At 38.0% G+C, this 26366-nt stretch carries 20 protein-coding genes, 1 tRNA gene and 1 pseudogene; 20 read left to right on the top strand and 2 right to left on the bottom strand.

What is annotated here, in order from left to right; all coding sequences use genetic code 11:
• The first annotated feature begins 35 nt into the window (after positions 1-35).
• The 18 genes and pseudogenes from P3U61_RS09580 to whiA all read left to right on the top strand — a co-directional run bounded on the left by P3U61_RS09580 (position 36) and on the right by whiA (position 21892).
• Entirely contained in the window at positions 36-1322 is a 1287-nt protein-coding gene (locus P3U61_RS09580) for a DEAD/DEAH box helicase family protein (protein WP_015728758.1), read from the top strand.
• 248 nt (positions 1323-1570) lie between these two features.
• Positions 1571-1987 carry a ComF family protein gene (locus P3U61_RS09575; protein ID WP_225549922.1) on the top strand — a complete coding sequence of 139 codons (417 nt, stop codon included), beginning with the start codon at positions 1571-1573 and terminating at the stop codon, positions 1985-1987.
• 64 nt (positions 1988-2051) lie between these two features.
• Entirely contained in the window at positions 2052-2612 is a 561-nt protein-coding gene (hpf, locus tag P3U61_RS09570; protein ID WP_014614506.1) for a ribosome hibernation-promoting factor, HPF/YfiA family, read from the top strand.
• Positions 2613-3034: 422 nt separating this feature from the next.
• Positions 3035-5563 carry a preprotein translocase subunit SecA gene (gene secA, locus P3U61_RS09565; protein ID WP_014614505.1) on the top strand — a complete coding sequence of 843 codons (2529 nt, stop codon included), beginning with the start codon at positions 3035-3037 and terminating at the stop codon, positions 5561-5563.
• A 39-nt stretch (positions 5564-5602) separates the two neighbouring features.
• Positions 5603-6707, top strand: a protein-coding gene (gene prfB / locus P3U61_RS09560; protein WP_096533149.1) for a peptide chain release factor 2 whose coding sequence is annotated in 2 segments (ribosomal slippage) — positions 5603-5674 and positions 5676-6707 — 1104 coding nt in all. Because the reading frame shifts where the segments join, the coding sequence is not laid out codon by codon here.
• Between the two features lie 207 nt (positions 6708-6914).
• The gene (locus P3U61_RS09555; protein WP_014614503.1) at positions 6915-7556 is read left to right on the top strand and encodes a YfbR-like 5'-deoxynucleotidase; all 642 of its coding nucleotides are present in this window, start codon (positions 6915-6917) and stop codon (positions 7554-7556) included.
• Between the two features lie 5 nt (positions 7557-7561).
• A complete protein-coding gene (locus P3U61_RS09550) occupies positions 7562-7807 on the top strand; it encodes a CsbA family protein (RefSeq protein ID WP_031253646.1) in 246 nt (81 codons plus the stop codon).
• 169 nt (positions 7808-7976) lie between these two features.
• The gene (gene uvrB, locus P3U61_RS09545) at positions 7977-9959 is read left to right on the top strand and encodes an excinuclease ABC subunit UvrB (protein ID WP_014614501.1); all 1983 of its coding nucleotides are present in this window, start codon (positions 7977-7979) and stop codon (positions 9957-9959) included.
• 5 nt (positions 9960-9964) lie between these two features.
• A complete protein-coding gene (gene uvrA, locus P3U61_RS09540; protein WP_014614500.1) occupies positions 9965-12808 on the top strand; it encodes an excinuclease ABC subunit UvrA in 2844 nt (947 codons plus the stop codon).
• A gap of 3 nt (positions 12809-12811) precedes the next feature.
• Positions 12812-13162 carry an SHOCT-like domain-containing protein gene (locus tag P3U61_RS09535; protein ID WP_014614499.1) on the top strand — a complete coding sequence of 117 codons (351 nt, stop codon included), beginning with the start codon at positions 12812-12814 and terminating at the stop codon, positions 13160-13162.
• Between the two features lie 509 nt (positions 13163-13671).
• Positions 13672-14613 carry an HPr(Ser) kinase/phosphatase gene (hprK, locus tag P3U61_RS09530; RefSeq protein ID WP_063278549.1) on the top strand — a complete coding sequence of 314 codons (942 nt, stop codon included), beginning with the start codon at positions 13672-13674 and terminating at the stop codon, positions 14611-14613.
• Entirely contained in the window at positions 14613-15449 is an 837-nt protein-coding gene (gene lgt / locus P3U61_RS09525) for a prolipoprotein diacylglyceryl transferase (protein WP_014614497.1), read from the top strand. The genes hprK and lgt overlap by 1 nt, the downstream gene beginning before the upstream one ends.
• Positions 15450-15798: 349 nt before the next feature.
• Positions 15799-15921: pseudogene (locus tag P3U61_RS12315) on the top strand (acetyltransferase); the annotation flags it as partial.
• Between the two features lie 34 nt (positions 15922-15955).
• A complete protein-coding gene (locus P3U61_RS09515) occupies positions 15956-17395 on the top strand; it encodes a tetratricopeptide repeat protein (RefSeq protein WP_015728761.1) in 1440 nt (479 codons plus the stop codon).
• A gap of 62 nt (positions 17396-17457) precedes the next feature.
• Positions 17458-18390, top strand: coding sequence for a thioredoxin-disulfide reductase (gene trxB / locus P3U61_RS09510; protein WP_014614494.1), 933 nt, complete (start codon positions 17458-17460; stop codon positions 18388-18390).
• A gap of 605 nt (positions 18391-18995) precedes the next feature.
• The gene (rapZ, locus tag P3U61_RS09505) at positions 18996-19904 is read left to right on the top strand and encodes an RNase adapter RapZ (RefSeq protein WP_014614493.1); all 909 of its coding nucleotides are present in this window, start codon (positions 18996-18998) and stop codon (positions 19902-19904) included.
• 1 nt (position 19905) lies between these two features.
• Complete coding sequence (locus tag P3U61_RS09500; RefSeq protein WP_015728762.1) at positions 19906-20901, top strand: gluconeogenesis factor YvcK family protein; 996 nt, start codon at positions 19906-19908, stop codon at positions 20899-20901.
• A gap of 46 nt (positions 20902-20947) precedes the next feature.
• Positions 20948-21892, top strand: coding sequence for a DNA-binding protein WhiA (gene whiA / locus P3U61_RS09495; RefSeq protein ID WP_014614491.1), 945 nt, complete (start codon positions 20948-20950; stop codon positions 21890-21892).
• Positions 21893-22800: 908 nt separating this feature from the next.
• On the opposite strand, the gene P3U61_RS09490 is transcribed toward whiA, so the two are convergent.
• A tRNA-Arg gene (locus tag P3U61_RS09490) sits at positions 22801-22872 on the bottom strand.
• A 151-nt stretch (positions 22873-23023) separates the two neighbouring features.
• On the opposite strand from P3U61_RS09490, the gene clpP reads away from it, so the two are divergent.
• Both clpP and P3U61_RS09480 read left to right on the top strand, forming a co-directional pair.
• Positions 23024-23611 carry an ATP-dependent Clp endopeptidase proteolytic subunit ClpP gene (gene clpP, locus P3U61_RS09485; RefSeq protein WP_014614489.1) on the top strand — a complete coding sequence of 196 codons (588 nt, stop codon included), beginning with the start codon at positions 23024-23026 and terminating at the stop codon, positions 23609-23611.
• Positions 23612-23707: 96 nt separating this feature from the next.
• Positions 23708-24205, top strand: a complete 498-nt coding sequence (locus P3U61_RS09480) for a GNAT family N-acetyltransferase (protein ID WP_014614488.1) — start codon at positions 23708-23710, stop codon at positions 24203-24205.
• Positions 24206-24808: 603 nt separating this feature from the next.
• Here P3U61_RS09480 and P3U61_RS09475 read toward each other — a convergent pair.
• Entirely contained in the window at positions 24809-25711 is a 903-nt protein-coding gene (locus P3U61_RS09475) for a TIGR01777 family oxidoreductase (RefSeq protein WP_096536134.1), read from the bottom strand.
• Positions 25712-26366: the final 655 nt, after the last annotated feature.

Raw genomic sequence — 26366 nt, 5'->3', positions numbered from 1 at the left:
GTTGGAACGTGTATGCTATTGAAAGGAGCTTCAAAATGTATTTTAATGGCCAACTTATAACAGACGCGACTTTATACGATGACAATCAAATTATACAAGTAGAAAAGGGGGTGACACGTACATCAACTGGATGGCGATGTACGCGATGTGCAACTGAGGAACGACATCACTTTTATCAATATGAAAGTGATGTAATAAATGACACAATCACCTATTGCCGTCATTGCATTCAAATGGGGCGGATGGATAGTGTGACAGATGTTTTTACATTGAGGAGTGTCACTTGTCGTTCGGAAGCGGCGTATCAGTTGCCTTTTCAGCTGTCGACACAACAGCAATATGCTTCTGAGCATATTGTTCAAGCTGTGCTGCGTCATGAATCATTATTACTTCATGCGGTGACAGGTGCAGGTAAGACTGAAATGATGTTTGAAGCGATTGCTCAAGCACGCCGTCAAGGATATAATGTCGCGGTCGTTTCACCACGGCTAGATGTGGTCATTGAAGTGAGTAGGCGTATTAAGCAAACATTTTTAAATGAAGCGATTGATATTTTACATCAAGCGAGTCGGCAGCAGTATGCAGCACATTTTGTCATTGCGACAGTGCACCAATTGTATCGATTCAAGCGGCATTTTCACGTTATATTTATTGATGAAGTTGATGCTTTTCCACTCGCAATGGACCCGTCTTTAATGCAAACGATTGAAAATGCAGCAAGAATGGAAAAAGCACTCATCTATATGACAGCAACCCCGCCGCCGCATTTAAAAGCGCAATTTGATGATGCACATACAATTACTTTACCTGCAAGATTTCATCAGCATCCTCTAGTGACCCCTAGGTTTAAATATTTTAAGGTTCGAGTGAACAAAGTGCAGTTTTATTTATTAACACGTATGAAAGCACAGCAAGAACAGCAACGGACAACTTTAATTTTTTTCAGTGACATATGTGAAATGAAGCGGTTTTTTAAAACGTATGCGCCCTTAGTGGTCCGTTTAGGATTGGTTTACAGTGAAGACCCTGAGCGGTTATATAAGGTTGAATCTTTACGAAAGGGTCTATACGACATCATGTTAACGACAACCATATTGGAAAGAGGGTTCACGATGCCTTATTTAGATGTATGGGTAGTGGATAGTCATCGCTATACTTCAACAGCCTTAATACAAATCGCTGGACGTGTAGGACGTAAAGCCGTTTGTCCAGATGGTGACGTGTTGTTTTTGCATGAAGGACGCACAAGGGCGATGTATGATGCTCATCGTCAAATTGTTGAAATGAATCAACTCGCAAAGAAACGAGGATGGATTAAATGAAACACTGTCTTTTTTGTATGAACACTATGCATGAAGCGATTTTAATGGCGAACCTCTTTTCGAAAACGCATACTTTATGCCCGAAATGTCATGAATTAATCGAAAATTGTCGTTTTAATGAGACGAATCGATGTGCCTATTGTAAAGGCAATTTAGATCTCTCAGGAGGATGCCGCAATTGTCAGAACCTAACCACTATGGGTGTTCGATTTGAGCGCATTGAACCACTTTTTCATTATGATCATTTTATGAAGACATTGTTACAGCAGTATAAATTTTTAAATGACGTCGCACTTGCGAAAGTTTTTGCATATTACATTCGGGTAAAACTTGTAAAAGATGAACTGATTGTACCGATGCCATCCAGTCAAGATCACGATTTACAACGCACTTTTAATCCAGTTCAAACGATATTACATCATTTGAAATTACCTTATGTCGCATGTTTAAAAATGCGTCCTCGCTCGAAACAATTTGCATTATCACGTTCAGAACGCTATGCAGTCGATAATCCCATTTACTTCGATAGTGATATTTCTCTGGAAAACAAAAGTATTCTCCTTATTGATGATATTTACACGACCGGTCACACTGCTCACTGTGCTGGAAATGTATTATTACAACAAAAAGTCAGAAAATTAAGTATGTTAACGTTTGCGAGATAGCGTAAACATGTTAAAATATAAGTAAGGAATATATTATAAAAAGAGGTTGAAAGGAGCGAGCACTATGATTAACTTTGAAATTCATGGAGACAACCTCACAATCACAGATGCTATTAGAAATTATATTGAGGAGAAAATTGGTAAGTTAGAACGCTATTTCACTAATGTGCCAAATGCAACAGCGCATGTGAAAGTGAAAACATATCAAAATTCAAGTACTAAAATCGAAGTGACAATTCCATTGAAAAATGTAACGCTTCGTGCAGAGGAACGACACGATGATTTATATGCAGGTATCGATTTAATTAATAATAAACTTGAACGTCAAGTTCGTAAGTATAAAACACGTGTCAATCGTAAAAACAGAGACCGTGGTTATGAAGAGGATGTATTTACAGAAGTTGAAGCGACTGAACCAGAAGTGGAACAAGAAGCAACAGCGTCTGATATCGAAATCATTCGTTCTAAAACGTTCAGCTTAAAACCAATGGACTCAGAAGAAGCTGTACTACAAATGAATTTATTAGGACATGACTTCTTCGTGTTTAATGATCGTGAAACAGATGGTACAAGCATTGTTTATCGTCGTAAAGATGGTAAATACGGTTTGATTGAAACTGAATAATCTCTAATCATGATAAAGAGATAGCGTTCATTGCGCAGAACAATTTGATAACTATAAGTCTTGATTGAACGTGTGATGATGCGTGCAAAAAGGGTGGGGCAAGTGTATAAATCTAATCAGATGTATTAGATTTAAAGCTTGTCCCTTCTTTTATCAGATAGGAAATATTTATGTGTGTTTGATTCAAAAGCCTGACTACAAGTTTTTGATTTGGTTGATACGTCGAACGTCTATAAAGTAGGAAGGTGATTCGAATATCATAAAGAAATATCATGCATTGTTATTTGACGGTATGAGGTATTATAATAAAATTGTTAAATGATACGTATATATATAAGTGGTTTGAGTATAAATTTATACCGAAAAATGATATGATGGATAGTTGTAAGCGGCACAGTTTTATGGCTAAAGGAGCGAACAAAATGGGTTTGATAACTAAAATGATTGACGGTAATAAACGAGAAGTCAAACGTTTAAGTAAGTTAGCAGACAAAGTCATCGCATTAGAAGAAGATATTGCATTGCTAACTGATGAAGAAATGAGAGCAAAGACGAAAGCTTTTCAAGAAGAAGTTCAACAAATAGAAGACATTAAAAAACAGAATAATAAATTAGATGATATTTTACCGGAAGCCTTCGCACTTGTACGTGAAGCTTCTAAACGTGTGTTCAATATGACACCATATAAAGTACAAATCATGGGTGGAATCGCCATTCATAAAGGTGATATTGCAGAGATGAGAACCGGTGAAGGTAAAACATTAACTGCAACGATGCCAACCTATTTAAATGCATTAACTGGTCGCGGTGTGCACGTTATTACGGTAAACGAATATTTATCTAGCGTTCAAAGTGAGGAAATGGCAGAACTGTACAATTTTTTAGGTCTGTCAGTCGGATTGAATCTCAATAGTTTAAGTACAGTAGAAAAACGTGAAGCTTATAGTAAAGACATCACATACAGTACAAATAATGAACTTGGCTTTGACTATTTACGTGACAACATGGTGAATTATAAAGAAGACCGTGTTATGCGTCCATTACATTTTGCGATTATTGATGAAGTCGACTCGATTTTAATCGATGAAGCCCGTACGCCGTTAATTATTTCAGGTGAAGCGGAGAAATCTACATCTTTATATACACAAGCGAATGTGTTTTCAAAAATGCTTAAAGCTGAAGAAGATTATAACTATGATGTACAAACGAAAAGTATTCAATTGACGGAACAAGGTATTGACAAGGCAGAACGTATGTTTAAAATTGAAAACTTATATGATGTGAAACATGTAGATGTGATTCACCACATTAACCTTGCTTTACGTGCGCATTATACAATGCAGCGTGACGTGGATTATATGGTAACGGGTGGCGAAATTCTGATCGTTGACCAATTTACAGGTCGTACAATGCCAGGACGTCGTTTCTCAGAAGGCTTACACCAAGCGATTGAAGCGAAAGAAAATGTCCAAATTCAAAACGAATCTAAGACGATGGCGTCGATTACATTCCAAAACTATTTCAGAATGTACAACAAGTTAGCAGGTATGACAGGTACGGCTAAAACAGAGGAAGAAGAATTCCGTAACATTTACAATATGACTGTAACTCAAATTCCAACGAACCGACCTGTCCAACGTGTCGACCGTTCAGATTTAATTTATGTGAGTCAAAAAGGTAAATTTGATGCGGTTGTCGAAGAAGTGATTGAAAAACATCGCAAAGGTCAACCTGTTTTATTAGGTACTGTTGCAGTTGAAACATCGGAGTATATCTCGAATTTATTGAAAAAACGCGGTATTCGTCATAGTGTTCTTAATGCGAAAAATCATGAAAGAGAAGCAGAAATTGTTTCCGGTGCAGGTCAAAGAGGCGCTGTAACGATTGCGACAAACATGGCTGGACGTGGGACAGACATTAAACTAGGCGAAGGTGTTGAAGAGCTAGGTGGTCTAGCTGTAATTGGCACGGAACGTCATGAATCACGCCGTATTGATGATCAGTTGCGTGGTCGTTCAGGTCGTCAAGGTGATAAAGGGGACAGTCGATTCTATTTATCATTACAAGATGATTTGATGGTGCGCTTCGGTTCAGAACGTATGCAAGCGATGATGAGTCGTCTAGGGATGGATGATTCTACGCCGATTGAATCTAAAATGGTGTCACGTGCTGTAGAGTCTGCACAAAAACGTGTAGAAGGTAACAACTTTGATGCGCGTAAACGTATTTTGGAATATGATGAAGTTTTACGTAAACAACGTGAAATCATGTATGAAGAACGTAATCAAATTATTGACCAAGATCATAGTACGGACCTAGTGATGCAAATGATGCATTCCACATTAGATCGCGCATTGCTACATTACGTGAATGAAGATGAAGAAAAGATGGATTACGAACCACTGATTCACTATGTTCAAGATATCTTTTTACATGAAGGTGACTTAACAGAAAGTGAAATTAATGGCAAAGATAGAGAAGATATGTTTGAAGTCATTTGGGCGAAAATTGAAGCTGCATATAATCGTCAAAAAGATCAACTTGGCGACCGTATGCCGGAGTTTGAACGTATGATATTATTGCGTTCAATCGACAATCATTGGACATCACATATTGATACAATGGACCAACTCCGTCAAGGGATCCATTTACGTTCGTATGGTCAACAAAATCCATTGCGTGACTATCAAAATGAAGGACATCAATTGTTCGATATAATGATGCAAAGTATTGAAGAAGATGTCAGCAAATATATCCTGAAATCTGTCATCACGGTAGAAGAAGATGTTGAACGTGAGAAAACGAAAGAGTTAGAAGGTAAACACGTTTCAGCTGAAGATGGCAAAGAAAAAGTTAAACCACAACCTATTGTAAAAGAGCATGAGGTCGGACGTAATGAAACATGTCCATGTGGAAGCGGCAAAAAATATAAAAATTGCCACGGTAAATAGCGGTGGCAATAGTTGAATATTTAAAAGGAGCGATACATGATGGAATTGTCCGAACTTAAACGCAATCTGGATAGTTATAGTGCAAAATTAGAACAACTTAGGGGGTCTCTTTGACTTAGAAAACAAAGAGACGAACATCCAAGAATATGAAGAGATGATGGCGGACCCACAATTTTGGGATAATCAAGAGCGTGCGCAAACGATTATAGATCAAAACAATGCGATAAAGTCTGTTGTAAACAATTACTATGAAGTTGCTGAAACGCTTGAAGAGATGATTGCGACGTATGAATTGCTACAAGAAGAATACGATGACGAAATGAAAGATGATTTAGAACAAGAAGTCATTGGATTTCAAACGAAAGTAGACCAATTCGAATTGCAACTCTTGCTAGATGGCGAGCATGATGCAAACAATGCTATTCTCGAGTTACATCCTGGTGCAGGTGGCACAGAATCTCAAGACTGGACAAATATGTTGTTACGGATGTATCAACGTTATTGTGAACAGCAAGGTTTCAAAGTGGAAATTGTCGATTATCAAGCGGGCGATGAAGCAGGTGTGAAGAGTGTTACAATGCTCGTCAAAGGACACAATGCTTATGGCTATTTAAAAGCAGAAAAAGGCGTGCACCGTCTCGTCCGTATTTCGCCTTTTGATTCTTCGGGTCGTCGCCATACGTCATTTGCGTCATGCGATGTCATTCCTGAATTTAACAATGAAAAAATCGAAGTTGAAATCAATTCAGACGATATTACTGTGGATACTTTCCGTGCTTCAGGTGCAGGGGGGCAGCATATTAACAAAACTGAATCAGCCATCCGTATTACGCACCATCCGACAGGTATCGTAGTGAATAACCAAAATGAACGTTCGCAAATTAAAAACCGAGAAGCAGCTATGAAAATGTTGAAAGCAAAACTTTATCAACTCGAGTTAGAACAAAAAGAGCAAGAACTTGCTGCCATTCGTGGTGAACAAAAAGATATTGGGTGGGGCAGTCAAATTCGTTCTTACGTTTTCCATCCTTATTCTATGGTGAAAGATCATCGCACAAATGAGGAGACGGGTAACGTCAACGCAGTCATGGACGGTGAGATTGGTCCGTTTATCGAAGCGTATTTAAGACATCAAATGCAATAAGATGAAGTGTATATCCAACTAGGGGCTAGGGCATTCAATTGTTCAAGCCCCTGAATTATATGGGTGATGAAGACGTTTGATGTTTGGTACGAGCACGTGCAAGTATTTTTTCAAAAGTTGGAGAAACAAGTGATATAAATAATATAAATATGTTAATATAATCAACAAATGGACATCAAATGTAAATATGACAGGAGGAGGTTGATTATGGGAATTCATCAATATTTTAAAAGGTTATCAGACTTAGAAAAGCTCATTCGATTACCTGGGAAATTTAAATACTTCGAGCATAATGTAGCCGCACACTCTTTTAAAGTTACAAAAATTGCTCAGTATTTAGGTACAGTTGAAGAGCATCACGGTAAGACAGTGGATTGGAAAAGTTTATACGAAAAAGCGCTCAACCACGACTTTGCCGAAGTGTTTACAGGAGATATTAAAACGCCTGTGAAGTATGCGAGTGGTGAATTGAAAAAACTGTTTTCACAAGTAGAAGAGGAAATGGTTGATACATTCATTAAAGAAGAAATTCCGGAACAGTATCAAGATATTTACCGTCGTCGCTTGCAAGAAGGCAAAGATGACTCGTTAGAAGGACAAATTCTATCAGTCGCAGATAAGATTGATTTATTGTATGAAACATTTGGTGAAATTCAAAAACGTAATCCTGAACCTCTATTTTTTGAAATATATGAGATGAGTCTTGAAACGATTATGCAATTTGATCATCTGGCTTCCGTACAGGATTTTATTGAAAATATTATTCCAGAAATGTTAACTGAAAGATTTATACCACGCACTGAATTAAAAGAAATGACGATGCAAATCCTAAATAAAAGAAAGATGTGATAGGGTTGATTTGGTATCTACTGGCCGCTTTTTTTCCTTGTGTCCTTGTGGTTATTTTCAGCGCGATAACGAGAAGTAAATGGATGGGGACGCTCATTACATTAGTTGTAATCGGTGCATCAGTTTATAAAGGTTTTTTTCATAATGAATGGATTATTTTCCTTGACGTTGTATCATTGTTAGCAGGGTATATTATTGTAGAAGAACTAAAAATTCATCATATCGAACATGATAAAGAGGGCGGCATGTAATCGTTGTGCATACGCCTTCACAATTATAGCGACATCAGGAGTGAATCTGACACAGTTTGAAGGTAATCAGAAGCATTCCTCTTTGTGTTGGATTACGAACAAATGTTTGTATTTTATCATTGTGTTCTGTTAAAATATGAGTATTAAGTAGATAGGAGGCGGACAGTGAATGGAGCATCACGACTTTAAAATTGCTTCAAATTTCGAACCACAAGGGGATCAACCCCAAGCTATCAAAGCACTGGTAAAAGGAATAGAAGAAGGTAAACGTCACCAAACATTACTCGGTGCAACAGGTACGGGTAAAACATTTACGATGAGCAATGTCATTAAAGAAGTGGGCAAACCGACGCTGATTATTGCCCACAACAAAACGTTAGCGGGGCAATTGTACAGTGAGTTCAAAACCTTCTTCCCTGAAAATAGAGTGGAATATTTTGTTAGTTACTACGACTATTACCAACCAGAAGCGTATGTTCCGTCTACCGATACGTTTATTGAAAAAGATGCGTCAATTAACGATGAAATAGACCAACTCCGACATTCAGCAACGAGTGCGCTGTTTGAACGAGATGATGTCATTATTATCGCCAGTGTAAGTTGTATTTACGGTTTAGGTAATCCAGATGAATACCGTGACTTAGTTGTAAGCATTCGTGTAGGGATGGAAATGGATAGAAGTGAGTTATTGCGAAAGCTTGTTGACGTACAATATACACGAAACGACATTGACTTTAGACGCGGAACATTTAGAGTACGCGGCGATGTCGTTGAGATTTTCCCAGCTTCACGTGAAGAGTTATGTATTCGTGTGGAATTTTTTGGTGATGAAGTAGACCGTATTAGTGAAATTAACTATTTAACAGGCGAAGTATTAAAAGAACGTGAACATTTTGCACTTTTCCCAGCTTCTCACTTCGTAACCCGTGAAGAAAAAATGAAGATTGCAATTGAGCGTATTGAAAAAGAATTAGAAGAACAACTAGCATATTTAAGAAGTGAAAATAAATTACTCGAGGCGCAACGTTTAGAACAACGAACAAATTATGATTTAGAGATGATGCGCGAAATGGGCTTTACATCAGGGATTGAGAACTATTCGGTTCATCTTACATTGCGACCACTCGGTTCTACACCGTACACTTTGTTAGATTATTTTGGTGATGATTGGCTTATTATGATTGATGAGTCGCATGTGACGTTACCTCAAATTCGTGGAATGTACAATGGAGACCAAGCACGAAAACAAGTGTTAGTTGAGCATGGTTTCCGTCTTCCAAGTGCATTAGACAATAGACCATTGAAGTTTGAAGAGTTCGAACAAAAAGCGAAACAACTCGTTTATGTATCGGCGACACCAGGTCCATATGAAATCGAACATACAGATGAAATGATTGAACAAATTATTCGACCAACTGGCTTGTTAGATCCAAAAATCGAAGTCCGCCCTACGAAAAATCAGATCGATGACTTGCTCAGTGAAATTCAAGAACGAACAGAACAAGGCGAACGTGTACTGATCACAACGTTAACGAAAAAAATGAGTGAGGATTTAACGACTTATTTAAAAGAAGCCGGTGTAAAGGTCAATTATTTGCACTCTGAAATTAAAACATTAGAACGGATTGAAATCATTAGAGATTTACGTATGGGAACATTTGATGTGCTCATCGGTATTAACTTGCTTAGAGAGGGACTTGATATTCCAGAAGTCTCATTAGTGGTGATTTTGGATGCGGATAAAGAAGGTTTCTTACGTTCTGAGCGTTCGTTAATCCAAACGATGGGCCGTGCAGCGCGTAATGATAAAGGGCATGTCATCATGTATGCAGATCGAATAACGGATTCCATGAAAGTCGCGATTGATGAAACGGAACGACGTCGTGAAATTCAAATCGCATACAATGAAAAACATGGCATTGTACCGAAAACAATTAATAAAGAGATTCATGATGTCATTAGTGCAACGGTCGAAACGGATGAAACAAATGAAGATCAACGTAAAGAAGTACCGAAGAAAATGACGAAAAAAGAACGTGAAAAAACGATTGAAAATGTTGAAAAAGAAATGAAAGAAGCAGCAAAAGCATTAGATTTCGAAAGAGCAACCGAATTAAGAGATTTATTATTTGAATTAAAATCAAAAGGGTGAAATGCATGGAAGAACCATCAATCGTAGTGAAAGGGGCCCGTGCCCACAATTTAAAAAATGTTGATATCGAATTGCCAAAAAATCAGTTAATTGTCATGACAGGACTGTCAGGATCGGGGAAGTCCTCGCTCGCATTTGATACGATTTATGCTGAAGGGCAACGTCGATATGTGGAGTCTTTAAGCGCATATGCTCGTCAGTTTTTAGGGCAAATGGATAAACCAGACGTAGATACAATTGAAGGTTTATCTCCAGCGATATCGATTGATCAAAAGACAACGAGTAAAAACCCACGTTCAACGGTGGCGACTGTAACAGAAATTTACGATTATATTCGTCTCCTTTATGCGCGTATCGGAAAGCCTTTTTGTCCCAATCATGGTATCGAAATCGAATCACAAACCGTACAACAAATGGTTGATCGTATTATGGAATTGGAAGAACGTACGAAAATCCAACTATTAGCACCTGTAGTGAACCATCGTAAAGGGACGCATGAAAAATTATTAACGGACATTAGTAAAAAAGGTTATGTACGTGTGCGTGTTGACGGTGAAATTATGGACGTGACACAAGTACCGGAACTTGATAAAAATAAAAACCACACGATTGAAATCGTCGTGGACCGTTTAGTCGTGAAACCGGGTATTGAAACACGTTTAGCAGATTCCATCGAGACCGTACTTGAATTAGCAGACGGTCGACTCGTCGTGGACATTATTGATGGAGATAAGCTAGAGTTTTCAGAAAAGCATGCATGTCCAATTTGTGGTTTTTCAATCGGTGAATTAGAGCCGAGAATGTTCAGTTTTAATAGTCCGTTTGGCGCGTGTCCAACGTGTGATGGTTTAGGACAAAAGCTAACTGTAGACTTGGATTTAGTCGTTCCGGATAAAGATAAAACGCTGAATGAAGGCGCCATTTTACCGTGGGAGCCGACAAGTTCGGACTTTTATCCATCGATGTTAAAACGTGTATGTGAAGTATACAAAATCAATATGGACAAACCATTTAAAAAATTAACTGAACGCCAAAGAAACATCATTTTATACGGTTCTGGGGACAAAGAAATTGAGTTTACATTCAAGTCGAAATTCGGTCAAGAGCGTAAACGTACGATGCCGTTTGAAGGGGTGGTCCCGAATATTGAGCGCCGTTACCACGAATCACCTTCAGAATACGTACGTGAAATGATGCAAAAATATATGGGTGAACAAGTGTGTGAGACGTGTCATGGCCAACGATTGAGTCGCGAAGCATTGTCGGTGTACGTGGCAGGTAAAAATGTCGGCGAAGTGGTGGAACAATCCATTAAAGAAGCTTTGACATATTACGAAAATATTGAGCTAACTGAACAAGACGCACAAATTGCTCATTTAATTTTAAAAGAGATTACGTCGCGGTTAGCTTTTTTAAATAACGTTGGACTCGATTATTTAACGCTGAACCGTTCATCTGGCACATTGTCAGGTGGGGAAGCGCAACGTATTCGACTCGCAACACAAATCGGTTCTCGTTTGTCAGGTGTCTTGTACGTGCTAGATGAGCCATCTATTGGTTTACATCAACGTGACAACGATCGTTTGATTCATACATTACAAGAAATGCGTGATCTTGGAAACACATTAATTGTGGTTGAACACGATGAAGACACGATGATTGCGGCAGACTACCTTGTTGATATTGGCCCAGGTGCAGGTGAGCACGGCGGTGAAGTCGTTGCGAGCGGTACGCCGAAACAAGTGATGCGTAACGCCAAATCACTCACTGGTCAATATTTAAGTGGTAAAAAGTTCATTCCCGTTCCGGAACATCGTCGTCCAGTGACTGACCGTAAAATTTCAGTCAAAGGTGCGCGCAGTAATAACCTCAAAAATGTCGACGTTGATTTTCCGCTCTCTGTCATGAATGTTGTGACAGGTGTATCAGGTTCAGGAAAAAGTTCGCTCGTGAATGAAGTGTTGTACAAATCATTGGCTAAAGCGATTAATAAATCAAAAATCAAACCTGGTGAACATGACGAAATTACAGGTATGGATCAAATCGATAAAATTATTGATATCGATCAGTCGCCTATTGGAAGAACACCGCGTTCTAATCCAGCCACATATACAGGCGTATTTGATGATATTCGAGACGTCTTTGCCTCAACGAACGAAGCAAAAGTACGTGGTTATCAAAAAGGGCGTTTTAGTTTTAACGTTAAAGGTGGCCGTTGTGAAGCATGTAAAGGTGATGGTATTATAAAAATAGAGATGCATTTTCTGCCTGATGTGTATGTACCTTGTGAAGTATGTCATGGCAAACGTTACAATCGTGAGACGTTGGAAGTCACTTATAAAGGAAAAAATATTGCTGACGTGTTAGAGATGACTGTAGAAGACGCAACTCAATTTTTTGAAAACATTCCTAAAATCAAACGCAAATTACAAACTTTAGTCGATGTTGGATTAGGTTATATTACGCTTGGGCAACCTGCAACGACACTTTCAGGTGGAGAAGCGCAACGTGTTAAACTTGCCTCAGAATTACACAAACGAGCAACAGGACGCTCAATCTATATTCTCGATGAACCGACAACAGGCTTACATGTCGATGATATTAGTCGATTGTTAAAAGTGCTCAATCGACTTGTTGAAAATGGTGATACCGTTGTAATCATCGAACATAATTTAGATGTCATTAAAACAGCAGATAACTTAATTGATTTAGGCCCTGAAGGTGGTGACGGTGGCGGTACGATTCTTGCGACAGGGACACCTGAAGAAATTGCCGCTATCCCAGAATCTTATACGGGTCGTTATCTTAAAACTGTATTAGCGCGTGATAAGGAACGAATGGAGGGCTAAGCCATGGAAGAAGCTAAAGTCAAAGTATTGGAATTACTGAAAGATGGCAAAATTTCTGTAGAAGAAGCAACGACATTATTGGACGCGATGACAACGGAAGAAAAAGTAACACATGCTACAACGACAAATAAAAGTGATCGTACTGAAAAGACGACGCGTGATTTTGAAGAGACGGTAGAGGGTTTTGTGAATAACACATTGGATAGTGTAGCGAGTTTGTTAAAGCATGGTCAAAAGCTTATTAATGTGAATCGTGATAAAGTGAAAGAAATGAGTGAAAGTGAACGTCAAGCGGCTTTGAAAAAAGTGGAGGAGACGTTGAATGAAGTGAGAGAGAAAATGAAGAAAGATTAATAGGTGAGGAAGTGTACTGTGAATGGTATGCTTCCTTTTGTTTTGCCACATATGTTTCACATAGACTAGGTTGTCATCATACATAGATTGTCACACCGTGCTGCACGTTCTTACGGTTTCACAATGAAAGCTGTGTGGTTAATACTACATCGCATTGATTCAACCTGAAAACGTGAATAACATTTTAGATTCGCTGCCTCAAAGTAATCCATTTTTTCAAACTAAAGTTGCGTATCTCTCATGCGTTTTTAATGGTATACTTTGAATTCTAAAGGGTACTGCAAAAAAGATGGGATATGTGTTAAGATATAGCGATGCTCATACGGATACACTGAACTTTTGATAATGGAAATGCACAACAAAGCTAGCACGTTTTTCGTGATTTTGCATACGTGTTGAAATGTGTTTCAATTGTGGAGATTCATGTATAATGAAACAAGTAATGCGTAGTCAAAAGTGATTAAAAATAAAGTTTGATTTAAAGTAAACAGTAAAACTGAGGTGATTAGATGTTAACGACGCAAGATTTAGTTAAGCGATTTAATTTGAATGTGGTCGCTGGTGAAGCGGGGTTAAATCGTCCAATACGTAATACAGATATTTCAAGGCCCGGTTTGGAAATGGCAGGGTATTTTTCTCACTACGCTTCCAATCGTATTCAACTTTTGGGTACAACGGAACTATCTTTCTACAATTTATTACCAGATGCTGAACGTAAAGGACGTATGCGTAAACTTTGCCGTCCTGAAACACCAGCCATTATTATTACACGAGGGCATGATGCGCCGGATGAGTTGTTAGAGGCGGCAGAGGAGTTAGATACGCCGTTGATTTATGTCGAAGAAGCAACGACACGTGTCATGGGGCGTTTGACGACGTATCTCGAACATGAACTTGCAAATTCTACATCGTTACATGGTGTCCTCGTCGATGTGTATGGTGTCGGTGTATTAATTACAGGTGATTCCGGTATAGGTAAAAGTGAAACAGCTTTGGAACTTGTGAAACGCGGTCATCGTCTTGTTGCGGATGATAACGTAGAAATCAAAGAGATTACGAAAGATCAACTCATTGGTAAGGCGCCTAAAATCATTGAACATTTGCTAGAAATTAGAGGATTGGGCATTATTAACGTGATGACATTGTTTGGTGCGGGTTCGATTTTAACGCAAAAACGCATTCGCTTAAACATCAATCTGGAAACTTGGCATCAAGATAAATTGTATGACCGTGTCGGTTTAAATCATGAAACACTTAAGATTTTAGATACCGAAATTACGAAAAAAACGATTCCTGTTCGTCCAGGGCGAAATGTAGCTGTCATCATTGAAGTGGCGGCCATGAATTACCGCTTGAATATTATGGGAATTAATACAGCAGAAGAGTTTAATGAACGTTTAAATGCTGAAATCTTAAAAAACAGTCAACAAGATAAAGGAGACATAGAATAATGATAGGATACATTGATCCAGTCGCTTTTTCCTTGGGCGGCTTAGAAGTGAAATGGTACGGTATTATCATAGCGAGCGCGATTTTAATTGGGTATTGGATTGCACAAAAAAGTGCACAGTCAGTCGGTTTCCACGAAGATGATCTTGTCAATATTTTATTAGTTTGTGTATTTGTTGCGATTATTAGTGCGCGTTTATATTTCGTGCTTTTCCAACTGGATTATTATATTCAAAATCCGATAGAAATTCCGATGATATGGCATGGCGGTATTGCAATACACGGTGGTCTCATCGGTGCGTTTGCGATGGGTACTTACTATTGTTATCGCAAAAACTGGCATCCGTTTCAATTAGGTGATGTGGTGGCACCAAGCATTATTTTAGCGCAAGGTATTGGACGTTGGGGTAACTTTATGAACCACGAAGCGCACGGCGGTCCAGTGAGCCGTTCATTTTTAGAATCGTTACACTTACCACAATTTATTATTGAAAATATGCAAATCAACGGCATTTATTACCAACCGACATTTTTATATGAATCGATTTGGGATGTTATCGGTTTTATTATTTTAATCACTATCCGTCGTCATTTGAAAATCGGCGAAACATTTTTCATCTATATCATTTGGTATTCGGTCGGTCGTTTTTACATAGAAGGCTTACGTACAGACAGTTTGATGTTAACGGAGACGATTCGAATTGCACAAGCGGTCTCAATTGTATGCATTATCATCGGTGTTATCTTTATTGTATGGCGTCGACTTAAAAAAGATGTCCCGCTCTATCGCGAAGTGAACGTGCTCAATTGGCCGTTCGACAAGAAAGGAAAACGTTAAGTTGAAGAGACGACTTAAAGTTTATCCTGCGGGCTGTCATAATGCATTACATGATCTGTATCGTTATATCCGCTTTATGCGACTTCTTAAAAATACGCTCATTATTGAAATAGCCAGATATGTCCCTCATGTAGGTGTGAAACGATGGATGTACTGCCGTTTATTAAAAATGACGATAGGTGAAAAAACTGCATTTGCTTTTAAAGCGGTGCCTGATTTATTATATCCAGAAAAAATAAAAATTGGTCATAACGTCATCATTGGTTATAATACGACTTTATTAACCCATGAATTTTTAACTGAATCGTTAAGAGTCGGTGAAGTTGAAATCGGGGACCATACGATGATTGGTGCGAATGTGACCGTATTACCAGGTGTGAAAATCGGCAGCCACGTTCAAATTGGTGCGGGGAGTGTCGTTTCTAAAGATATTCCTGATTATACTGTGGCGTATGGCAATCCGATACAACTGCACTCAAAACATTAGAAAAGAGAGGTGACAATGGATGACACAAAAACGAAATATTATACAGTTCAGCGATGATGTGGCACTTTATGAACGTCTAGCAAAACAAAAAATACAACAACAAGATTATGTAAAAGCACAACGCTATTTAGAAAAAGTGTTAGCGTTGTCACCAGATTGTTTTGAGGCGAAACAGCAACTTGCGACATGTTTTATCAAGTTGAATGCGCCAGGACGTGCTGAAGCAATTTATTATGAAGAAATTAGTAAGGGGAATGAATTGGAAGCTTCTTACTATGAATTAAGTCAGTTGAATATTGATTTAAATGAGCCAAACAAAGCGTATTTATTCGGTTTAAGTTATGCTTTTTTAGCTGATGACGAAGCCTATCGAGAAGAGTTGGAAGACTTATTTGAAGTGGCATTCAACGGCGAACATCCGCTTGAAGAAGAAAGTCAGTTGTTTGTCGTACAAGTCATTTTTCAATATTTATTCGGTCAAGGCCGTTTGGTAGAAGCGCGTGAGTATTTGTTGAGACAGGACGAAGAAATTCAAGATAATCGAATCATCCGTAATTTGCTCGCGATGTGTTATCTTTATTTAAATGAAAACAAAATCGCTCAAGAGATGTTTGAGCGTTTGTTGAAAGAGGACCCTTCCGATGTGCATGCGTTATGTCATTACACTTTGTTACTCTACAACATGAATCAACAAACACGCTTCCAAAATTATGTGAAAATATTAAACAAAATCCGACCGATGAATGATGAAGAGTCTTTTAAGCTTGGGATTGTGCTCAGTTATTTAAAGCAGTATCCAGCCTCTCAACAGTTGTTAGTGCCACTTCACCGCAAAGGCAAGTTTCAGACCTTTCAACTGTTTCATGCGCTTTCATTCAATTATTATTACCTAGGAAATATCGAGCAAAGCCATCACTTTTGGCAAGTGTTAACTCAATTTTCGAAAGCGAATCGTGGTTTTCCACCATGGGTCATTGAGGAAAGTGCCCATTATTTTAATCAACATGTGGAGCCTTTGTTGCTAAGTGATGATCAACATGAACGTTTGTACGGTCTCTTTTTGTTAAATCAACTCAACGGTAAAGAAATTTTGATGACGAAAGAAGTTTGGACGATTTTAGAATCAATGGGAGATTATGAAAAATTGTATCTCTCTTATCTCATTCAAAATCTGCAACTGAGAAAACTACACTTTATTCATCAAGGTATGGAGATACTTTATCGCCTCCCAGAAACACAACCTTATGCCTCTCTCTTTTTAAGTTGGATTAGTTATGCAGAAAGTCTATTAGTCGAGCAAGTCGACCAGGAACAAGTGGAAGCGTATGTGGCTGCGGTCGCTTATCTCTTTTTCAATCAAAAAGAAGACCATGATATGACGCGACCACAAATTATTGAACATTTTGATGTGGCAACCGATGCTTTTGAACAAGCACTTCAGCATCTGTTGAGCATTTAAATTTGAGTCCATGAATTAAATGTTGTAAAATGCGTATGATGAAATTAAAGGAGGAACAGATCATGTCAGAACAAGTAAGATATGATGTTGCGATTATTGGTGCAGGACCAGCAGGCATGACAGCTGCTGTTTATGCTTCACGTGCGAATTTAAATACAGTAATGATTGAACGTGGTATGCCAGGTGGACAAATGGCAAACACTGAAGAAGTAGAAAACTTTCCAGGTTTCGAAATGATTTCAGGACCTGATCTTTCAAGTAAGATGTTTGATCATGCTAAAAAATTCGGCGCTGAGTACAAATATGGCGATATTAAAGGCATCGAAGATAAAGGCGATTACAAAGTCATTGATTTTGGTTCTAGTACACTTGAGGCGACAGCTGTGATTATTGCGACAGGTGCGGAATACAAAAAAGTGGGCGTACCCGGAGAAGAACAGCTCGGAGGTCGCGGTGTCAGCTACTGTGCTGTATGTGATGGTGCTTTCTTTAAAAACAAAAATATCTATGTCATCGGTGGTGGCGATTCAGCAGTAGAAGAAGGTACGTTCTTAACTAAATTCGCTAGCAAAGTAACAATCGTACACCGTCGTGACCAATTAAGAGCACAAAAAATTCTCCAAGACCGTGCTTTTAAAAACGATAAAATTGATTTTATTTGGAATCACACACTTAAATCTGTCAATGAAAAAGACGGTAAGGTCGGTTCATTAACACTTGTTTCAACGGTGGATGGCACTGAACAAACAGTAGAAGCAGATGGATTATTTGTATATGTAGGTATGAAGCCTCTTACACAACCATTTGAAAACTTAGGTATCACAAACGAAGCAGGTTATATTGTGGCAAACGATGATATGAGTACTGCCATTAAAGGTATTTTCGTAGCAGGAGACGTTCGTGAAAAAGGCTTACGTCAAATTGTGACAGCAACAAGTGACGGTAGTATTGCCGCTCAAAGTGCACAAGAATATATCGAAAGCTTACATGACTAATTTTTAAACACTTGACATTGAATCAACAGGAGCTGGGACCCCGTTTCCAGTTCTTTTTTTATAGCATTTAAAGGAATGTCTGTGATATTGAATTATTCTTGAAAATTTTATTGATTGAATTTCATCGCGTATGCATGAACCACAATTAGAAATAGGATAAGTGGTCAATGTTCATGTGATAACGCAATGATTTCAAAAACATAGGCGTTACGAGATTCACTTCCTCTCTCTTCTAATAATCATGAATATATGAATTGTTTCTAAGTAGAGGTTAAATTGGACAAAAAAATGACGCTATTGTTTTTTGATTTCATAATCTTGCTCTCAGTTTTTCTATATTTGATGTAAGATTGCCTAGAAGGCTAAGATGCCTAAGGGATAAAGTTGAAAGCAAGCCGAGTTGAGTTGTAGAGCGAGCCTCTAGGAAAAGAGAAGTCACGATGGCACTCAAAAACCACAAACCCAAACCAAAGGAGGAGGGCAAGTTAAACAAATGCTTTATCCATCAGTAGCATCAAAATTTTGATGTCCTATATCCATCCCTCTATAACTTTAGACTGTTTTCATGTAAACTAATAGAGAATATGATTGGATGGTGGTTAATAATGCAACATGAAGAAAATAATGAAATCGTAAAAAGTGAACTCCTTGTTGTCACAGGCCTATCTGGTGCAGGGAAATCATTAGTCATTCAAAGTTTAGAAGACTTAGGCTATTTCTGTGTCGACAACTTACCGCCGATTTTACTTCCGAAATTTGTAGAGTTAATGGAACAAGGTAATCCGTCGATGCAAAAAGTTGCGGTAGGGATTGACTTGAGAGGACGCGAATTTTTCCAATATTTAGTACGTGAAATCGATGCAGTACAAAGTCGCAAAGATGTTATTGTCGATGTGCTATTCGTTGATGCAGATACTGAAAAGCTCATTTCACGCTATAAAGAAACACGTCGTAAACATCCTCTACAAGAACATACCGAGTTACCGCTCGTCAAAGCCATCAATGAAGAACGTAAATTACTAGCAGAAATCAGAAGTTTGGCGAATTACACTTTAGATACAACAACGTTATCACCTAAAGCCTTGAGAAAACGTGTTTATGAATATTTTAACAAAGAAAATAAATCAACATTTACAATCAATGTTTCTAGTTTTGGTTTCAAGCATGGCATTCAAATCGATGCAGATTTAGTATTTGATGTCCGCTTTTTACCGAACCCATACTATGTGCCTGAATTGCGACCACTCACAGGTATGGATGAAGATGTTTATAAATATGTGATGAAGTGGAAAGAAACGAATACATTTTATGAAAAACTATTAGATTTATTGTTATTTATGATTCCCGGTTATAAAAAAGAAGGCAAATCGCAACTCGTTATCGCAATTGGGTGTACGGGTGGTCAGCATCGCTCAGTCGCACTAGCACAACGTTTAGCTGAAGAACTAAAGCAAATTTATGATTATAATGTGTATGTTCATCATCGTGATGCGCATATAGAAAGTGGCGAGTAAAATGAAACAACTTAAATTAGTACTGATTGGTGGAGGTACTGGTTTATCCGTTTTGGCAAGAGGATTAAAAACTTTTCCGATAGATATTACAGCAATTGTGACAGTAGCAGATGACGGTGGCAGCACGGGGAAAATCAGAGATGAGATGGATATTCCGGCGCCAGGAGATGTACGTAACGTATTGGCTGCTTTAAGTGATGTAGAACCGACACTTGAGCAACTGTTTCAATATCGATTTAAAGAAGATCAAATTAGCGGTCACTCATTGGGGAACTTGCTGATTGCGGCTTTAACGAATATTACTCATGATTTCGGTCATGCTGTGAAAGAATTAAGTAAAATTTTAAATATTAAAGGCCGCGTTATACCGTCGACGATTTCGAGTGTCTCTTTGAACGCGGAGATGGAAGATGGTGAAATTGTCACAGGGGAGTCTAATATTCCAAGAAAACAAAAGAAGATTAAGCGTGTGTTTCTAGAGCCTGCAGATGTCCAACCAATGGACGAAGCAATTGAAGCATTGCGTGAAGCGGATTTGATTGTGTTAGGTCCGGGTTCTTTGTATACGAGTGTGATTTCAAACTTGTGCGTCAAAGGCATTGCTAATGCGATAGTCGAAAGTGACGCGAAAAAATTATATGTTTCTAACATTATGACGCAACCGGGTGAAACAGATCATTACACAGTCATGGATCATATCGATGCCATTCATCAACAACTCGGTAATCATGTGCTTGATTTTGTGATTGCGAATCAACTAGAATTTTCACCTCAGATTATTGAAAAATATGAATCAAAGGGCGCAAAGCCTGTGTATTATGATAAGGATGAATTGAATCAACTCGGTGTACAGCTCGTGACAGGACAGCATCTTGTAGAAGTTTCAGAACATGATTATGTGCGCCATCGTACAGAAGTTTTGGCAGAAATGATTTATGAAATTGCCTTACAAGAAATTAGTACGATTCAGTTTGACCCAGATCAATTCAAATCCTAATTGTAGCCATTTTGAACCATAGTAAATAGAAAGGGAAAGATTCATTATGAGCTTTGCATCTGAAATGAAAAATGAACTGACACGAATTGAAGTTGACCATGCGAACGCTAAGGCAGAACTAAGCGCACTGATTCGAATGAACGGGGCTTTGAGTCTGTCTAACCAACAATTTGTGATTAATATCCAAACGGAAAATGCAACGACGGCGCGACGTATTTATTCACTGATTAAATTTGTGTTTAAAGTTGAAGTTGAAATATTAGTACGCAAAAAAATGAAGTTGAAGAAAAACAATATTTATATTTGTCGAATAAAAATGAAGACGAAGGAAATTTTAGATGAACTTGGGATTTTGAAAAACGGCATGTTCAGCCATGATATCGATCCTGAAATGGTAAAAGATGACGAAATGAGACGGAGTTATTTACGTGGCGCATTTTTAGCAGGTGGCTCCGTGAACAATCCAGAAACGTCTTCATATCATTTAGAAATTTTCTCGCTCTATGAAGGTCATTCAACTGGTTTGACACAATTGATGAATACGTATGAATTAAATGCAAAAAGTTTAGAACGTAAAAAGGGATGGATTACATATCTCAAAGAAGCTGAGCGAATTGCTGAATTTTTAAGTTTGATTGGTGGCTATCAAGCGTTACTAAAGTTTGAAGATGTGAGAATTGTCCGAGATATGCGGAATTCAGTTAATCGTCTCGTTAATTGTGAGACGGCAAATTTAAATAAGACAGTCAGTGCGGCTATGAAACAAGTGGAAAGTATTCAATTGATTGATCAAGAAATCGGCATTGATAACTTGCCAGATCGATTAAGAGAAGTTGCGAGATTGCGTATTGAGCACCAAGATGTCTCGCTAAAAGAATTAGGTGAAATGGTGAGCACTGGTACCATTTCTAAATCAGGCATTAATCATCGTTTGAGAAAACTGAATGAAATGGCTGATAAAATTAGAAGTGGAGAACCATTTGAAGTGTAAATATAATCCTGTTGATAACAAGCATCTTAGACCTCTAAAAAGGTTTAAAGATGCTTATTTTAATGCAGAAATTGATGTATTGTTGAATGAGTGAATTTAGATAGACCATCAGAAGAAGATGAATTAGGGGGATTCGTTAGAGTGATGGAGAAAGAAGTCATCTTTGTTTTTGATAAGTATAAAATAAAACGTAGATGTCAAATCATGAATATGTATATGCTATACGTTGAAGCTTAAGTTATCATCGCAACACTGCTATCAACAAATCAAAAATTTAAAGATGTGTTTATGAATATAGGGGATGTAAGAACAGAGAAGCAAATCTGTGTATATGACACAAGTTGCATAGTGTATAATAAAGCAAGAATTGTTGAGTAAGAGGGATTTTCTATGTTTGATATCAATAAAATTAAAAAGTTGCTAAAGAAATGGGTGTTGAAGTTAATCCTTCAGATGCAAAGACAAAAAACGGTATTTAAAGACCATTGTAAGCGTACGCACCGGCAAATAGAATAAGCTTCCTAGCTATAGTATCTCAGTAAGGAAAATCGCTCATGAACTTGCCAGTAGAGGGAATATCCGTATTAATGTAAACGAGTTATACGATAATGATTTATCGTGTTATCATAGTAAGGACATAAATTTACAATGCTTTTGAGCGACTTTTGTAGTACTAATTCTCATGACCGTATTGATGTTAGTGCGGTTGAGTGAATGTTAATTTTAAGGCTAGATCGCCGTAACCATTATCAACAACGTAAAGGTTACAGTGACGACTGAATCGGGAATAGATGAATGAAAGTCCTTGAAATGTTCGTCATCTAGCGCGCTATTGACTATTAAAACAAAAAGAACCCCGCCGTTATGGGATTCTTAATTTTAAAAAGTGTGTTATTGAATGGTATGAACCCCCTCGAGAGGAATCGAACCTCTATTGTAAGAACCGGAATCTTATGTGTTATCCATTACACTACGAGGGGTTAATTGCTTAAGTCTATTCACCATTGTACCTTTCGGGCATGCGAGGGTCAACTCCTAGCAAAAATTTGTCTATGAGTGCGTTGTTTTTGACCATTTTTGACTTTTGGGTTAGAATAGAAACAAATTAATAAATTTAGGAGGAATCATCAAATGAATTTAATTCCTACAGTTATTGAAACGACAAACCGCGGTGAGCGTGCATACGATATTTACTCACGTTTATTGAAAGACCGTATCATCATGTTAGGTTCAGCGATTGATGATAACGTAGCAAACTCAATCGTATCACAATTATTATTCTTACAAGCACAAGACGCGGAGAAAGATATTTATTTATATATTAATTCACCTGGTGGTAGTGTAACAGCTGGTTTTGCGATTTACGATACAATTCAACATATTAAACCAGATGTACAAACAATTTGTATCGGTATGGCAGCATCTATGGGCTCATTCTTATTAGCTGCAGGTGCAAAAGGTAAACGTTTCGCATTACCAAACGCAGAAGTGATGATTCACCAACCACTTGGCGGTGCACAAGGTCAAGCGACTGAAATCGAAATCGCAGCGAAACACATTTTAAGAACACGTGAAAGATTAAATAAAATTTTGTCAGAACGTACAGGTCAACCTATTGAAAAAATTGAAAAAGATACAGACCGTGACAATTTCTTAACTGCTCAAGAAGCAAAAGAATACGGTTTAATCGACGAAGTAATGGAGCCTGAAAAAGCTTAATAAAGTGATGCGATAAATGTGGGGTGAGACAACAGTTTCATCCCTTTTTTGCTATATCGGAAGGGTTTGAAAGTGCGTATTAATGGAGGATTGACGATGAAGCAACATGTTAGACGAGCGACACTGAATGATTTAGAAGCAATTATGGCAATCTATAATCACGCCATTTTGCATACTGCAACAGTTTATACATATGAACCCACGCATATTGAAGAACGACGTCAATGGCTAGCAGAAAAGCAACGTGACGGTTATCCGGTTTTTGTTTATGAAAATGAAGGGACAGTGCTAGGTTTTGCGACTTATGGCCCTTTTAGGAATTGGCCTGCCTATCAATATACCATTGAACATTCCATCTATGTTAGCCCCGATGCAAGAAGACAAGGTGTGGCGTCTCAGTTATTAACAGTAGTGATTGAAGATGCAACAGCGAATGGTTATCAAACGATTGTGGCTGGCATCGATGATAGCAATGAAGGAAGTTTGAAATTGCATGAAAAAATGGGCTTCAACTATATGGGAACATTGAAAAAGGTCGGCTATAAATTTGAACGCTGGCTCAATCTCGTATTCTATCAAAAGCAGTTAAAATAAGATGAAAATTGTACGGGCATGCGACATAAAAATTTTTGATGTTATTGATGCAATATTTTTGTTAAACTTGCCCGCCCTATGATTTGTGGCTTTTGATTGCCCTCATGGCTTCGCGTTCTAGGGACTGGCCCTTCAACTTGACTTGATTGAAATAAACACTTGATCGATGCAGAATTAGATTTTTGGAGCAATACAGAAAGCTCATGTGTCACAAAGATTTTGTCGTATTGCCCCCCGCATGACTAACTCGACTTCTTAAAAGTATGCGCATTGAGAAGTCAGACAGCTACTGCGTTGAACAGCGGCCACACTCAAAATTAAAAGACATCATTTTGTTTTCAACTGTATCCCTCAGGCGTCTCAGCCTTCTGGGCAAGCTTATATCAAATACAGTAAAACTAAGGGTAAAATTATGAAATCAAAAAACAATAGTATCAATTATCCCATTCACCCTTATTTTCTGACTGCTTTATAGCCGTTAATGAAATATCAATCTATGAATGGATTATGGCTAAAAATTTTCTATGTCCCCCTATAGGCCACTAAAAAGATGACTCGAATGGTTGTAAAATCAACAACATTTCGAGTCATCTATAGTGGTTTTTATTTCGAATATAAATCTTTTAAGGCTAACGGTAAGGTCGGATAGTCAAATTGAAATCCTAAGTCTGATATTTTTTGTGGTACCATGTATTGTGTATCGAGTATGAGCGTTGACATTTTGCCAAGCACAAGACGTAATATCAATGCAGGTACCCAAGTGTAATGTGGTCGATGCATGACGCTTCCTAAAACTTTGCCGAATTGATGTTGAGTTTCGGGTACTGGTGCTGATAAATTATAGGGGCCAGAAGCTTTGGGAGACTGAATGAGAAATTGAATGGCACGTACTAAATCTGCTAAATGAATCCATGAATACCATTGACGGCCATTACCCACACGGCCACCTACAAAGAAACGATAAGGCAGTGCCATCATTGGAAGTGCGCCGCCGTCACGAGAGAGAATCAGTCCAAAACGTCCGCAAATGACTCGTGTGCCAAGTTGTTCAAACAGTGTCGCTTGTCTTTCCCACTGATACACGATTTCTGATAATAAATCATGAGGTGTCGTTTGATATGATTCAGTATACACAGCCGTTTTTGATGGCGGGTAATACCCCATAGCACTGGCGTTAAATAGGACATCAGGTGTTTGTTCACGTAGTTTAAATAAGTCAAATAGCGCACGTGTCGCTTGAATACGACTTGTCATCATAATTTGTTGATGTTGCGTTGTCCAACGTTTGTTCAATGTAGCACCTGCCAAATTAATAACTATGTCAATGTGAGGGACTTCTTCCTCCCAACCGTCCTTGCTCCAATTAATATAATGTACATGTTGTTGTTGTGAAGTTTGATCACTTCTTGTCAGGATATAAATTATCACTTCATTAGAACGTGTAAGTTGTTCAACTAAAGCACGTCCCACCATACCAGTGCCACCTGTAATTAAATAGCGTTTCATAGGCTTCGCTCCTTTACTTTATATGAGTTCATAGTATTGTCAATAAATGGTCATCAATTCTTCACTTACGATGACTTGAATCTGTTTATTTTTTCACAAAGTACGTTATAATAGAGATACCTTCGATAATTAATACATCTCTTAATTAAATTCAGTATACCCCTTAAATATATACGACGAAGGTATTTTTGACTCCCTTTAGTAGAGATCTGGATGATGCAGCATTCAGATCTCTTTATTTATGTTAGGGAATCAACATTGTCTTCGTTAGTGGCTTCAAAGTGACTTATAAAAATGACTCGTGTAAAAAGTTATTTATTTTTACGTTGACGGTCATTCATTTTTTGAGTGATGAACTTGCCAATTACACGATAAACAATGAAACGAATGAGCATATTAACAATTCTTTTCATTTTGACTCTCCTTTACATTTGTCTTAGTACATACATTCCTTTATTTTTACAAATTAAACTTAAGAACGTGTCAGACTTAACTAGAACTAGAAACACGTATTTTAAAATGGTTTCTGTATGAATGATTTCAAGAGATATAAACGGGTAAATAATAAGATGAATAGTACAAAGTTAAATGGTTATATGCCATAGCTATGTCCGACATAATAGACAGAAAGAGAGGGTATCCATGTGATAATTAG

It is taken from the genome of Staphylococcus pseudintermedius (assembly GCF_034042775.1).
In the GTDB taxonomy this organism is placed as follows: domain Bacteria; phylum Bacillota; class Bacilli; order Staphylococcales; family Staphylococcaceae; genus Staphylococcus; species Staphylococcus pseudintermedius.
The sequence above is the reverse complement of the archived record's forward strand: the minus strand, read 5'-3'. Positions and strand labels throughout refer to the sequence as shown.